The sequence below is a fragment of the Komagataeibacter europaeus genome, from assembly GCF_002173515.1.
Taxonomy (GTDB): domain Bacteria; phylum Pseudomonadota; class Alphaproteobacteria; order Acetobacterales; family Acetobacteraceae; genus Komagataeibacter; species Komagataeibacter europaeus.
On sequence record NZ_CP021467.1, the window covers coordinates 65,001 to 79,244 of the forward strand.

Genomic DNA, 14,244 nt, shown 5'->3' on the forward strand with positions numbered 1-14,244 from the left:
GGGTGATAGCCCCGTATGCGTAGTGTCAGGAATGATCCTTGAGTAGGGCGGGACACGTGAAATCCTGTCTGAACATGGGGGGACCACCCTCCAAGCCTAAATACTCCCTGGTGACCGATAGTGAACAAGTACCGTGAGGGAAAGGTGAAAAGCACCCCGACGAGGGGAGTGAAATAGACCTGAAACCGAATGCCTACAAGCAGTCGGAGCCTCTTATGGGGTGACGGCGTACCTTTTGTATAATGGGTCAGCGAGTTTCTGTTTGCAGCAAGCTTAAGCCGTTAGGTGTAGGCGCAGCGAAAGCGAGTCTGAACAGGGCGACGAGTTGCTGGCAGAAGACCCGAAACCGAGTGATCTAGCCATGGCCAGGCTGAAGGTGCGGTAACACGCACTGGAGGGCCGAACCCACGCCTGTTGAAAAAGTCGGGGATGAGCTGTGGCTAGGGGTGAAAGGCCAATCAAACTCGGAAATAGCTGGTTCTCCGCGAAATCTATTGAGGTAGACCGTCGAGTATTACCCCGGGGGGTAGAGCACTGGATGGGCTAGGGGGGCCCAAAGCCTTACCAAACCTAACCAAACTCCGAATACCCGGAAGTATGAGCTCGGCAGACAGACAGTGGGTGCTAAGGTCCATTGTCGAGAGGGAAACAGCCCAGACCACCAGCTAAGGCCCCCAAATCGTGGCTAAGTGGGAAAGGATGTGGGGATTCCAAAACAACCAGGAGGTTGGCTTAGAAGCAGCCATCCTTTAAAGAAAGCGTAATAGCTCACTGGTCTAATAGAAACCCTGCGCCGAAAATGTAACGGGGCTCAAGCCACGTGCCGAAGCTGTGGGTGCATACTATGTATGCGCGGTAGCGGAGCGTTCCGTAGGTCTGTGAAGGAGACGGGGTGACCCTCTCTGGAGATATCGGAAGTGCGAATGCTGACATGAGTAGCGACAAACAGTGCGAGAAACACTGTCGCCGAAAGTCCAAGGGTTCCTGCGCAAGGTTAATCCGCGCAGGGTGAGCCGGCCCCTAAGGCGAGGGCGAAAGCCGTAGTCGATGGAAACCGGGCAAATATTCCCGGGCCTGCCAGAAGTGACGAATGCAATATGTTGTCGGGTCTTATCGGATTGATCCGGCTTTTGGCGCATTCCAGGAAATAGCTCTGGCATATAGACCGTACCCGAAACCGACACAGGTGGACTGGTAGAGAATACCAAGGCGCTTGAGAGAACGATGCTGAAGGAACTAGGCAAATTACTTGCGTAACTTCGGGATAAGCAAGACCCGTCAGTGGGCAACCATTGGCGGGTGGCACAGACCAGGGGGTAGCGACTGTTTAGTAAAAACACAGGGCTGTGCGAAGTCGAGAGACGACGTATACGGCCTGACGCCTGCCCGGTGCCGGAAGGTTAAGAGGAGGTGTGCAAGCACCGAATTGAAGCCCCGGTAAACGGCGGCCGTAACTATAACGGTCCTAAGGTAGCGAAATTCCTTGTCGGGTAAGTTCCGACCTGCACGAATGGCGTAACGACTTCCCCGCTGTCTCCAGCATCGGCTCAGCGAAATTGAATTCCCCGTGAAGATGCGGGGTACCCGCGGTCAGACGGAAAGACCCTATGAACCTTTACTGCAGCTTTGCAGTGGCATCAGAGACATTCTGTGTAGGATAGGTGGGAGGCTTTGAAACCGGGGCGCCAGTTCCGGTGGAGCCATCCTTGAAATACCACCCTGACTGTTTCTGATGTCTAACCGAGGCCTGTTAGCCAGGTCCGGGACCCTGCATGGTGGGCAGTTTGACTGGGGCGGTCGCCTCCCAAAGTGTAACGGAGGCGCGCGATGGTGGGCTCAGGTCGGTCGGAAACCGACTGTCGAGTGCAATGGCATAAGCCCGCCTGACTGTGAGAGTGACAGCTCGATCAGAGACGAAAGTCGGCCATAGTGATCCGGTGGTCCCGCGTGGAAGGGCCATCGCTCAACGGATAAAAGGTACTCTAGGGATAACAGGCTGATCTCCCCCAAGAGTCCACATCGACGGGGAGGTTTGGCACCTCGATGTCGGCTCATCACATCCTGGGGCTGGAGCAGGTCCCAAGGGTTCGGCTGTTCGCCGATTAAAGTGGTACGTGAGCTGGGTTTAGAACGTCGTGAGACAGTTCGGTCCCTATCTGCCGTGGGTGTTGGAGACTTGAGAGGATTTGTCCCTAGTACGAGAGGACCGGGATGAACATACCTCTGGTGCACCGGTTGTCGCGCCAGCGGCACAGCCGGGTAGCTAAGTGTGGACGGGATAACCGCTGAAAGCATCTAAGCGGGAAACCCACCTCAAAACAAGGTCTCCCCGAGGGCCGTGATAGACCATCACGTCAATAGGCCAGGTGTGGAAGCGCAGCAATGCGTGCAGCTAACTGGTCCTAATCGCCCAACAGGCTCATTCCATCGCCACATGACGTGGCAACATACATGCACAGCAGTCATCCACTCTTCAACACACCATAACAGCACCAACCCATCACATCCTCTCAGCCCCTCCCAAAGGGATGACTGGATGACCTGGTGGCCATGGCGGGGAATGATCCACCCGATCCCATCCCGAACTCGGCCGTGAAACACCCCAGCGCCCATGATACTGTGCCTCAAGGCACGGGAAAGTCGGTCGCCGCCAGGTCTTCCAGTCACCCCTCACCACCGCGGGGTGGAGCAGCCCGGTAGCTCGTCAGGCTCATAACCTGAAGGCCGCAGGTTCAAATCCTGCCCCCGCAACCAAAACTTATCCAATATCATCAGCATGTTAAGCCGTCCTCAAGGGCGGCTTTCTGCGTTTGGGACATACGCGCAGGATGCGTATAGGATGCAGATGGGAGTGAAACTCCAGCGTAGTTTGGGCTGATTTCACGTGTGCGTGAACCGCCAGAGCGAGGTCATTTGGGCGGGAACAGATTCGCCGTCATGAACTCGATAAACACCCTGAGCTTCGGTGAGAGATAGGGGCTGGACGGCCACAGAAGACGGAAGACCCCCGAATCTTCGGTATGGTCGGACAGCACAGGAACGAGGTGTCCTGTCCTGAGATGCTCGTGAAGCACAAAATCCGGCAGGCTGACGATACCCAGCCCGGCTTCGGCCATGCTGATCAGCGGCTCCAGCGCCGAGGCAACGACGGTTGCCGGTGGCTCAATAGTCCCAGCCATGCGATCCTGCCGCAGGGGCCATGCTTCCAGTTTCCCGGTGGTGGGATATCTGTGGCGCAGGCAGGCATGATGCGCCAGATCAGCCGGTTTGATGGGTATCCCACGGCGATCCAGATAGGCGGGGCTGGCAACCAGCCGGTGATGGAACGTGCCGACGATGCGGGTCATCAGGCGTGAGTCCGCGGCATCTCCGGTTCGGAGAACCACATCGAAGCCTTCGCCGATGACATCCACGAGACGATCGGTGAAATCAAGATCGGGCTCGATTTCCGGATAGGCCTGGATAAAGGCGTTGACCGCCGGCATCAACAGCATGCCGACCATGGGGAGGCTCACGCGCAGACGTCCCGATGGTGCGGCGTGTGTATCCGCCAGTTCCTGTTCTGCAGCCTCAACCTCTCCCAGAATCCGACGGCAGCGCGCCAGAAAGAGATGACCTTCCTGGGTCAGCGTGATCGTTCGCGTGCTGCGATGAAACAGCCTGACGCCGAGACGCCCTTCAAGACGGGCAATGGCCTTGCCGACCGCAGAGGCAGACAGGCCCAGTTGCTGACCGGCGGCCGTGAAGCTGCGTGTTTCGGCCGCCTGAATGAAAATGGGAAGAGCACCCAGACTGTCCATCGCATGATCCGGCTATTGCGGACATCTCTGTCCATTGTGTGTGGAACTATAGCCTGATTAATCCGGAGCAGGGACCATCTTATCGTGAGGGCAACGAGGGGCCAGAGCGGCAGACAGCTCTGCGCCACGGCATGCTTTGAGATGGATGACTCCATGACCTCAGAAACCACAGAATGCAACCTGTCCACATCGGAGCGCCTGCCGTTGGCGGGCCTCCTGGCCCTGGCCACATCTGGCTTCATCACCATCCTGACCGAGGCTCTGCCAGCAGGCCTGTTACCGCAGATGGGTAGTAGCCTGAACGTAGCGGATGCGATGGTCGGGCAACTTGTCACACTTTACGCAATCGGTTCCCTTGTCGCGGCCATCCCGCTGACCAGCGCCACGCAGGGATGGCGACGGCGCAGATTGCTGCTTCTGGCTATTGGTGGCTTTGCTGTCGTCAATACGGTCACGGCCGTCTCAACCAGCTATGTCCTGACCCCGCCGCCCGTTTTCTGGCAGGGGTATCGGCCGGACTGCTGTGGGCGCTGCTGGCGGGCTATGCCAGCCGGATGGTGGCACCCGCCTTGCAGGGACGGGCCATCGCTGTTGCAATGGTCGGGACACCGCTTGCCCTGTCATTCGGCATTCCTCTCGGTACCCTTCTCGGGACGGTTGTGGGGTGGCGTTACACTTTCGGTATCATGACCGTGCTGACCGTCGGGCTGCTGGGCTGGGTCGTGGCCGCGGTGCCGGACTTTCCCGGCCAAGGTCAGGGACGACGTCTGACGCTCAGGCATGTGTTCCTGATGCCGGATGTGCGGACAATCCTGTCTGTCACGCTACTGTTCGTCCTGGCCCATAATATCCTCTACACATATATCGCGCCTTTCCTGCTGCAGGCCGGCATGGGCGGACAGGTGGATAGGGTGCTGCTGGTATTCGGTCTCACCGCTCTGGTCGGGATCTGGCTGATCGGCGCCCTCATCGATCACTGGCTGCGGGCGCTGGTCCTGGCGAGTATTGCTCTTTTCGTGATCGCAGGCTGCACATTGGGTTTTGCAGGGACCAGTCCGATTGCAATTTACATCGGAGCCGGTCTGTGGGGGCTGGCCTTTGGTGGCGCGGCCACGCTGTTCCAGACGGCGTCCGCGCGTGCAGCAGGCGAGGGGGCCGATATCGCCCAGTCGATGATCGTGACCGTATGGAACGCGGCCATTGCCGGCGGCGGGATCATCGGGGGTCTGCTTCTCGACCATCTTGGCACGACCGTCATTCCGTGGGCAGCAACAGTTTTGCTGCTCTGTGCCCTGATGATCGTCGTGATGGCGTCAGGAAGCGGGTTTACACGCATGCCACGCAATGGCTGACTGAACGCGCTTTTTACTCCCCCGATAGCTGGCTGGGACCGATGCACATATTCTTCTTTAGAAAATCAAGAACTGCCCTGATCCGCGCGGACAGCGTGCCACGATGTCCCAGATAGACGGCTTGCACATCGACAAATCTGTCGATCTGAAAAGTGCTCAAGCATTGAGGTCAGCCGCCCAGCGATGATGTGTGGATCAACTTGAAACGCCGCAAGGTGCGCCAGCCCCGTACCCGGCAGTGCGAGTTCCAGCATCGTGTCGGGTTGGAGTGCCACGAAAGCGCCGAGAGAATGGACAGGGAATGACTGTGAACGTTGAGGAAGAGACGTTCTCTTTGATCATAGACTTCCTGCCTTGATGCGCCCGCTCTCATATATGGTCATGGCTGATCATGACCGCGCCAAGAGTGGTGAGTGGGCGATTGGTCCTGATCGCTCAGAATATCTTTCCAGCAGACAGAAAATATGAGAGAATAATTTTAGTCCATTTTTGAATGAAAAAAAGTGGTTTATATGAATGGGTTACAGTGTTTATGGACGATTCTAGTGGATTGAAGTCTGATTTAGCCCAGATTGTTCGGCTCGCCTTGGCCGAGCAAACGGAGGACGTACGCCTGTTCGCCGCACGGCTAGTTAGAAAATATCGAGGGACTGAACCTGAGTTGGCAGCACAGGTAGATATGTTCCTTCGTTCCAAACCGCATCGCACCGGAGCTCCGTTACGGAAGGCAGTTACACCATCCTCTCCGGAACAGGCTTTGCCAGTGGACGATGAGTCGCGCTTGTCACTGCTTAAAGAGTTTACGGATCTTCCAGATCAGGAAGCGCCACTGCTTTCTCCCGGATTGGAGGAAATGCTTGGACAGTTGATCTTGGAGCGTAAGCAAGCTGAGCGTCTTGTCGCAGCGGGCTTGGTGCCAACACGCTCTGCAATATTTGTTGGCCAACCTGGACTGGGTAAGACACTCACTGCGCGTTGGTTGGCATCTCAGCTAGGTGTACCGCTGTATGTACTCGATCTTACTGCGGTTATGAGTAGTTTGTTGGGGCGTAGCGGTAACAATTTACGCGCAGCTCTTGATTTTGCTAAACAACGCCCTTGTGTGTTGTTGCTTGATGAAATCGATGCAATTGCCAAGCGACGTAGCGATGATTCCGATGTGGGTGAACTCAAGCGTCTTGTGACAGTGATTTTGCAGGAAGTTGATGAGTGGCCTTCTACCGGGGTGTTGTTGGCCGCAACTAATCATCCAGAGCTGATTGATCCTGCGTTATGGCGACGGTTTGACTTGGTTGTCGAATTTAAGACACCTGAGCCCGTAGCGGTCAAAGAAGCTATTAAACGGTTCTTGGGACCTGATTTCGCGTTGTTTGCTCGGTGGGTAGATATTCTGACCTTCGCGTTTCGTGGACAGTCCTTTAGCGATATAGGAAGAGAGATACAGCGCTTTCGGCGAGCAGTAGCATTGGGAACAGCTCCAGATGTCGATTTAATTGAGGAATTCATTAAAGCTCGCGCTCTATCATTGGATCGACAGGGGCGTATCGATATGGCTGTTTTACTCGCTAAACAAACACGCCTGTCTCAGCATAGTATTTCGGATATTACAGGTGTGAGCCGAGATACTATTAGAAAATACACGACTGACGGTCCTGCCGTCGTTCCTAAAAAGCGGAGACGTGAAGGATGAGTCAGACCAATTTTTTGATAGGACGAGGCGAACTCCTTACTTATGATATTAAAGGTCCTCGACGGAAGATAACGAAAGCTGAAGTTTATACGCTGCAGCAAGCGAGAACACGTTTGGTGCCGCAATTTATCGAAACATCGATAAATCTCGATAGGTTGCCCTCCAAAGCCTGTCCGGGCGATTTGAGTGTGGCCCGTCTCGCCTTGAATCCCAGTTACATCGCGCGTTCTTTTTATCCTGTCGCAATGTTGCGCAGTGCTGGTCTTGAGTCGGTCGGGAGTAGAGCTGTAAAACTGACCCCGGAGGCTTGGGCAAAAAAGGGTTCTCCGCGCGAGTCAACGACCACGGAGCTTTTTGTGGTGGGACGGCGAAAAGCGTTTCGTCAGTTGGCAGATTGGGCTGGAGAAGTTGAAGAAGGGTCCAGTGAAGCCAAAGACCTTTCTCATATTGAGAATTTTTCTGCATTTGAGTCAACAGATCGCATTGTGTCATTCGAAAAATCCCAAGATCGTTTTTTCGAAGTGGGTGTTCATCTGTTACCCGGAGATAACTCTCAATTTGTACAACGCGCATTTGCCAAATATGCGACCGACGTTGGCGTAAAGCTGCACCTCGATCTGGCATTTAGCGCAGGGAATCTATGGTTTCTTCCTGCAGAGGGCGATAGTGAGAGCATCAGGCACCTAGCTGAGTTCTCTTTTGTACGTGTAATTCGTTCCATGCCCAAGTTGCGTGGTATGCGTCCGATACAACGGGCTTCTGGGGTGACTGTGCCGTGTAGCCTGCCCACGGAGCAGCCGCTGTCGTCAGAGCCTAAAGTCGCCATTTTGGATGGTGGTTTGCCGACAAATAGCAGTATCACTCCGTGGATAAATACTTATCGCGTCATGGATGAGCATGCGGAAGATGATCCAGGCGGCATTGAGCATGGGCTTGCAGTCACGTCGGCATTCCTTTTTGGACCGATCATACCCAATAGCACTCCGTCTCGGCCTTATTCTTATGTTGATCATCTCCGCGTTCTGGATCGTGAAACTGATTCAGAAGACCCATTGGAATTATATCGTACGCTGGGGTTTGTGGAAGAAGTTCTTCTGTCTCGATATTATCAGTTCATCAATTTGAGTTTGGGACCGGATCTCCCAATTGAAGATACAGATGTACACGCGTGGACTTCTGTGATTGATGATTTGTTGAGCGATGGCGATACATTGATGACCATAGCCGTTGGAAATAACGGCGCTATGGATCGCTCCACAGGTAACGCACGTGTTCAGGTGCCATCGGATTGCGTGAATGCGTTGTCCGTAGGGGCTGCTGACAACGTTGATAAAACTTGGGGTCGGGCCGCTTACAGCGCCGTTGGACCCGGTCGTAGTCCAGGCGTAGTAAAACCTGATCTTATGGCTTTTGGTGGGGCCGCAGAAAATTCTAAATATTTTCATGTTCTGGCATCGGGAGCCAAGCCGTCCCTAGTGCCTCAATTGGGAACAAGTTTTGCATCACCATATTTATTGCGCAATGCTGTTGGAGTTCATGCGGTTCTTGGGTCGGATTTATCGCCGCTCGCTATTAAAGCGTTGCTTGTTCATAGTGCTGATCCCTCTGAACACGATAAAATTGAAGTCGGTTGGGGTAAAATTCCAGAAGATTTGATGGAAGTTATTACTTGTCCGTCTGGCGTGGCGCGGGTGGTCTATCAAGGCGAATTAAAACCCGGGAAATATTTACGCGCGCCGCTTCCAATACCAACTGGTGGTCTACAAGGTAAAATACGCTTGAAGGCAACATTTTGTTACGCGTCTCCGACGGATCCGCAGGATGCTGTTACCTATACTCGAGCTGGTTTGGATATTGTCTTTCGTCCCAGTGATAAGAAGGTAAAAGAAGGTAAAGCGAACGCCGATACAAAAGGCTTTTTCGATATGAAAAAATACGCAACCGAAGAGGAGCGTCGTTCGGATATGGGGAAATGGGAAACTGTTCTACATGGCGATAAACGTATGCTCGGGCGTAGTCTCGATAGCCCAGTGTTCGACATTCATTACAATGCGCGTGAATCAGGACATGCTACGACAAGCGCTGAGAAAATTCGTTATGCTCTAATTATCACAGTAGAAGCTGCTAAACATCCTGATCTCTATAATGATATTTTGCGCAGTTATACAAAGGCACTTGTGCCAATTCAGCCAAAAATAACCCTGCCAATTCGAACATAGGAATTGTTCAAATTGGGATTTCTTATTTTTCAAATTGACTAAATGTTTCGACATTTTTGCGAATGGGTTCGGCCCATTTGATCAGAGGTTGCAATGTATATGGAACGGCGCCCTGCGCTCAGAAAGGTAGAGATTTTTGGGCTCTTGGAGCGGCTTTGTGAGCGACTGGAGCCAAGTGAAACCCAAACTAATCGTGCCCAATCCAGTTATGAAGCGGTGGGCCGGTGGTTGGCCGATGCTGAAGATAACCGGCTTGCCACCAGCGGTATTTACTTGCAAGGCTCGATTGCGCTAGGAACCACGGTAAAGCCGATTGGCCAAAATGAGTACGATGTTGACTTAGTTTGTCATCTTCCTGCTTTCGGTCAGTGGTTGCCGCCCGCTCTGTGCAAGCAGATAGTAGGTGATCGATTGAAGGCCAATCAGCGTTATAATAATATTCTTCAGGAAAAGCCGCGTTGCTGGCGACTAAATTATGCAGATGAATTTCATCTGGATATAACCCCGTCCATTCCAAACGCGAATTGTGCCAACGGCGGAGAGTTGGTACCTGATAAAGCGCTTTCTACGTGGAAGCCTAGCAATCCCAAAGGATACCGAGACGCATTCAAGCGTCGGGCCGAGCTGGTTCCGCAGATGCGTCTTCTCATGAGCTATGCGGAAGATCGAGCACGCGCGGACGCGGACATTGAACCGTTCCCTGAGCGTCCTCGCTTTAAAGGGCTTTTGTGTCGGATTGTGCAAATTGCAAAGAGACATCGCGATAGTTATTTTCTCGAACGTAATATGTCTCTCGCGCCGATTTCAGTAATTATCACTACACTTGCCGCATGGAGTTACGAACACTGTGTTCGGACGATGGTGTTCGACAGCGAGCTGGATGTTTTGCATGCCGTGATTCGTCATATGCGCACTTTTATCCTATCGAATACGATAGAAGGACGCGTCTATTGGGCTATCTGGAACGAAACAACGGAGGGTGAGAACTTCGCTGAACGTTGGAATGCGGAGCCCGCCAAGGCAGCAGCTTTTTTTGAGTGGCACGCTGCAATAATGCTGGATCTAGAACGGTTGAGTGCTGCTGAGGGGCTCGATGGTTTGGGTAGAACCCTTGCATCATCGTTTGGACAGGCTCCTGCGCGAGAAATTATCCAGGAGATGCTCGATAGCATGTCGACCGCGCGATCCGCCCGTATGCTGGCCGTTGCTCCAGCGATTGGTTTGACAACTGCAAAAGTGCCTGTGGCTCGAGCGACATCGGTCCGCAGTAATACGTTTTATGGGGCGTCATAGTCTCGATGCGCTTCGATCTTCCTCGGCCACTGACACCTTCACAGCAGTATATCGCGCTACGGTCTAACCCGATCTGTGAAGGTCACGGGAAACTGCGCGGTAATATTCTTACGTGGAACTTTCTGGTTACGCCTACGCCCTTGAGCAGGTTGTATCATGCCCGGATAGAATATCGGCAAGGGAAGGCACCGGCAGTCTATATTGACCAGCCTGATCTTACGATTTTGGCTGAGGGAAGAAAACTACCGCACGTATATGAACAATTGCCAACGCGGCTTTGTCTTTATCTTCCAAACTCGGGCGAGTGGGGAAATTGGATGCGGCTAGACCAGACGATCGTACCATGGACGGCACTCTGGTTGTTCTATTTCGAAGCATGGCTGCTGTCCAATGAATGGTCAGGTGGCGGACTACATCCTAGAGTGCGGGACCGATCCGATAGTCATAAACCGAAGCGTAATATTCTGATATCAAATAGAAAACGTCATGAACATGCAAGATGATCAGGATAAGTCTTATCGTATTCTGTGTTTGGATGGAGGGGGAATCCGAGGAGTATTTCCTGCAGCTTTCCTTGCCCGACTTGAGGAATACATCGAGCATCCGATCGGTCAATACTTCGATTTGATAGCAGGCACGTCGACCGGCGGCATTATAGCTGTTGGTTTAGGCTTAGGACTTTCTGCAAACGAGATTCTGAAACTTTATGAGGAGCGTGGACCGGCAATCTTCGATCAGCAGCACGGCACTATTGGTAATTGGCTCCGTCAGCGCTGGCGAAGCGCGCGGCACTGGGTTGGCAGCAAATATGAGGCGACAGAACTCCGCGCTGCTCTCGACGGCATTCTCGGAGAACGGCGTCTTGGGGAAAGCGCAACTCGATTGCTTATCCCTGCGTGGCACCCGATATTGGAACGCGTTTACATCTACAAGACGGCCCACCATCCGCGGCTGGAGACTGATTTTAGGCAGTTGGCCGTAGATGCAGCGATGGCTACTGCTGCGGCTCCGACATTTCTGCCTGCACATAATACATCTGATCAAGTCGAGCTTATTGACGGTGGTGTCTGGGCCAATAATCCGATTGGCGCAGCGGTGGTCGAGGCGGTCGGAACGCTGGGATGGCCCGCCAAGAGACTGAAAGTGCTTAGTATCGGGACTATCGCAGAAGTTAATGCCCCGCCTCGATGGGCTGGAAAATTGCCGATGGCTGCTCATGTCACTCGGCTGTTCATGGCAGGTCAATCTCATAGTGCGCTCGGCGCTGCAAAAATCCTTACAGGAGATGGCCACGGCCATCAAGCTATTTGGCGTGTAGACCAGATAGCCCCATCAGGTCGTTACACATTAGACAATGCTGGTCGTATTGCTGAAATGAAGAATCGCGCAGTAGTGGAGGCGCGTGAGAAGCTTCCTGAACTTCGACGGAATTTTTTTGATAAACCTGCCGATAAATTTGTGCCATATCATCTGCTATAAACCTGCGTAAGGATAGTAAATCATTATCTCTTTAGGCTCAGGTTACATAGATAGAGCGTAATGGTTGCAACGAGGCAGATCTTCAAGGAGAGAAGCCTTCTGCGTTCTCGTCTTTATTCTTCTTTCCTGCCGGGAAAGGAGGAGAGCGTGCTTGTTCGGGTATAGCCTTCAGAGGCAGAGGGCTGCGGGGATTTTCGTGACGGGTTGAGAGGGTGGGAGAGAGGCTCCTGTCCGCCCGTCATGGAGCTTTTCGCCATGGCGACCGCTATTCCCAAAATCACCCTGAGTTCCTCCCGTGACATCCCCTTCAACCGGCTGGTGCTATCCCAGTCCAACGTCCGGCGTGTGAAGTCCGGTCTGTCGATCGAGGAACTGGCCCGCGACATCGAGCGCCGCGGGCTGCTGCAGAGTCTGAACGTCCGCCCTGTTCTCGACGACACCGGGGCCGAGACCGGTACCTATGAAGTGCCTGCCGGTGGACGACGCTTCCGTGCCCTCGAACTGCTGGTGAAGCAGAAGAAACTGGCGAAGATGGCCCCGGTACCGTGCGTCGTGCGCGAGGCCGGGTCGGCCATCCTCGCCGAGGACGATTCCCTGGCCGAGAACGTTCAGCGCGTGGCCCTGCATCCGCTGGACCAGTTTCGCGCCTTCCGTGACATGCTGGAGAAAGGCATGTCCGAGGAGGAAATCGCCGCAGCGTTCTTCGTCGCACCGGCCGTGGTCAAACAGCGCCTGCGGCTGATGACCGTGTCCGACAAGCTACTGGATATCTACGAGCAGGACGGCATGAAGCTGGAACAGCTGATGGCCTTTTCCATCAGCGATGACCATGCCCGCCAGGAGCAGGTCTGGGACATCGTGTCCCAGAGCCATAACCGTGAACCCTATGTCATCCGCCGCATGCTGACAGAAAAGACTGTGCGGGCCTCGGACGCCCGTGCCCGCTTCGTCGGGCTGGAGGCCTATATCGCAGCGGGCGGTCATATCATGCGCGACCTGTTCGAGGCCGATGACGGCGGCTGGCTGCAGGATCCGGGTATTGTGGACCGGCTGGTCATGGAAAAATTGCATGCAGCCGCAGAAGATATCCGTGCCGAGGGCTGGAAATGGGTCGAGGCGGCCCTGTCGTTTCCATGGGGGCATACCCGGCAGTTCGCGGAAATTGATGGCACGGAAGTGCCACTGGCCGATGAAGAGACGGTCCGCCTCGAAGCCCTGCGTGTCGAGCAGGAAACCATCGAGGCCGAATACGCCCAGGCCGATGAATATCCCGATGAGGTGGATGCAAGGCTGGGCGAGATCGAGCAGGCCATTCTTGCTCTGGAGGAACGACCTCTGGCGTTCGATCCTGCCGACATGGCGCGGGCCGGAGCCTTCGTCAGCCTTGCCAGCGATGGCATGCTGCAGGTCGAGCGGGGCTTCGTCCTGCCCGAGGACATGCCGGCCGAGCCCGAAGAGACCGATGATGCCGATGGATACGATCATGCTGGGTATGATGGGCGGGACCACGATAGCACAGGCCATGGTTACCAGGAGGGGGAGGGCGACAACATCGCTCCCGACGTCGAGCCCGAGGAAGAAGACGGGATCAAACCACTGCCTGACCGGCTTCTCACCGAACTGACGGCCTGGCGCACGCTGGCCCTGCGGGATGCTTTTGCCAGCAACCCGCACATCGCGCTGACCGAAATGCTGCATACGCTGGTGCGTGATGTTTACTGGCAGACATCGGGTGCGGACTGCCTGGAAGCCTATGTCCGGGAAATTTCTCTGCCGGTCCATTCGCCTGACATGCCGGGCAGTCTGCTGGCCCATGCGCTGCGCCAGCGCAACGAGGGCTGGAAGCATGATCTGCCGGATGACGAGGATGCGCTGTGGCGCTGGATCGACGGGCTGGATGATGCCAGCCGCATGGCGCTGCTGGCCCATTGCCTGTCCTTTGGGGTCAACGCGCTCTACGAGCGCATGCCCGCCTACGGCGCGGTGTCCCAGCGCAGCGTCACCGAGCGTCTCAAGCGTGCAGACCGTCTGGCATCGGCCCTCAGCCTCGATCTGGTCGAGGCGGGCTGGCAGCCCACGGTCGAGAACTATCTCGGCCGGGTGACCAAGGCGCGCATCCTGCAGGCTGTGCGCGAAGCACGCGGTGACGAGGCGGCAGAGCGCATCGCCCACCTGAAGAAGCCCGACATGGCGCGCGAGGCCGAGCGGCTGCTTGAGGGTTCCGGCTGGTTGCCCGAGGCATTGCGGACCGTGGGACTGACAGATCAGGTACAGGTTGAAACAGTAACGGCAGGCGGGGATATGGAAGCCATTGCCGCCGAATAGCGTAATGGATTTTTGGAATGGTGAGACAGCGGCTTCCGGTGCCCGGAAGCCGCTTTTTTCATGTCCGGCGCCCCGGAAAGAGGGAG

Annotated in this window: 7 protein-coding genes, 1 tRNA gene and 2 rRNA genes (1 of these 10 cut by a window edge); 9 read left to right on the forward strand and 1 reads right to left on the reverse strand. The window is 54.9% G+C overall.

What is annotated here, in order from left to right:
* From S101446_RS00305 to S101446_RS00315, 3 genes are all read left to right on the forward strand, one after another.
* Nucleotides 1-2,426 (forward strand): 23S ribosomal RNA (locus S101446_RS00305) (it extends 313 nt beyond the left edge of the window).
* A 114-nt stretch (nt 2,427-2,540) separates the two neighbouring features.
* Nucleotides 2,541-2,656 (forward strand): 5S ribosomal RNA (gene rrf / locus S101446_RS00310).
* A 21-nt stretch (nt 2,657-2,677) separates the two neighbouring features.
* A tRNA-Met gene (locus tag S101446_RS00315) sits at nt 2,678-2,754 on the forward strand.
* A 155-nt stretch (nt 2,755-2,909) separates the two neighbouring features.
* Here S101446_RS00315 and S101446_RS00320 read toward each other — a convergent pair.
* The gene (locus tag S101446_RS00320; RefSeq protein WP_087607217.1) at nt 2,910-3,800 is read right to left on the reverse strand and encodes a LysR family transcriptional regulator; all 891 of its coding nucleotides are present in this window, start codon (nt 3,798-3,800) and stop codon (nt 2,910-2,912) included.
* Nucleotides 3,801-4,192: 392 nt separating this feature from the next.
* On the opposite strand from S101446_RS00320, the gene S101446_RS00325 reads away from it, so the two are divergent.
* From S101446_RS00325 to S101446_RS00355, 6 genes are all read left to right on the forward strand, one after another.
* Nucleotides 4,193-5,152, forward strand: coding sequence for an MFS transporter (locus S101446_RS00325; RefSeq protein ID WP_341865149.1), 960 nt, complete (start codon nt 4,193-4,195; stop codon nt 5,150-5,152).
* Between the two features lie 493 nt (nt 5,153-5,645).
* Nucleotides 5,646-6,842: an AAA family ATPase gene (locus S101446_RS00330; RefSeq protein WP_196778589.1), complete on the forward strand. Its 1,197-nt coding sequence runs from the start codon at nt 5,646-5,648 to the stop codon at nt 6,840-6,842.
* Nucleotides 6,839-9,061 carry a S8 family peptidase gene (locus S101446_RS00335; RefSeq protein WP_087607218.1) on the forward strand — a complete coding sequence of 741 codons (2,223 nt, stop codon included), beginning with the start codon at nt 6,839-6,841 and terminating at the stop codon, nt 9,059-9,061. The genes S101446_RS00330 and S101446_RS00335 overlap by 4 nt, the downstream gene beginning before the upstream one ends.
* A 99-nt stretch (nt 9,062-9,160) precedes the next feature.
* Complete coding sequence (locus S101446_RS00340) at nt 9,161-10,354, forward strand: nucleotidyltransferase domain-containing protein (protein WP_208620528.1); 1,194 nt, start codon at nt 9,161-9,163, stop codon at nt 10,352-10,354.
* Between the two features lie 486 nt (nt 10,355-10,840).
* Nucleotides 10,841-11,833, forward strand: coding sequence for a CBASS cGAMP-activated phospholipase (locus S101446_RS00350; protein WP_087607221.1), 993 nt, complete (start codon nt 10,841-10,843; stop codon nt 11,831-11,833).
* Nucleotides 11,834-12,088: 255 nt separating this feature from the next.
* Nucleotides 12,089-14,158 (forward strand): ParB/RepB/Spo0J family partition protein, encoded by a 2,070-nt coding sequence (locus S101446_RS00355; RefSeq protein ID WP_087608783.1) that lies wholly within the window; start codon nt 12,089-12,091, stop codon nt 14,156-14,158.
* Nucleotides 14,159-14,244 lie beyond the last annotated feature (86 nt).

Coding starts and splice junctions, on each gene's coding strand:
- S101446_RS00320 (WP_087607217.1), bottom strand. CDS start 3,800: ATGGACAGTCTGGGTGCTCTTCCCATTTTCATTCAGGCGGCCGAAACA.
- S101446_RS00325 (WP_341865149.1), top strand. CDS start 4,193: ATGGCGACGGCGCAGATTGCTGCTTCTGGCTATTGGTGGCTTTGCTGT.
- S101446_RS00330 (WP_196778589.1), top strand. CDS start 5,646: ATGAAAAAAAGTGGTTTATATGAATGGGTTACAGTGTTTATGGACGAT.
- S101446_RS00335 (WP_087607218.1), top strand. CDS start 6,839: ATGAGTCAGACCAATTTTTTGATAGGACGAGGCGAACTCCTTACTTAT.
- S101446_RS00340 (WP_208620528.1), top strand. CDS start 9,161: ATGGAACGGCGCCCTGCGCTCAGAAAGGTAGAGATTTTTGGGCTCTTG.
- S101446_RS00350 (WP_087607221.1), top strand. CDS start 10,841: ATGAACATGCAAGATGATCAGGATAAGTCTTATCGTATTCTGTGTTTG.
- S101446_RS00355 (WP_087608783.1), top strand. CDS start 12,089: ATGGCGACCGCTATTCCCAAAATCACCCTGAGTTCCTCCCGTGACATC.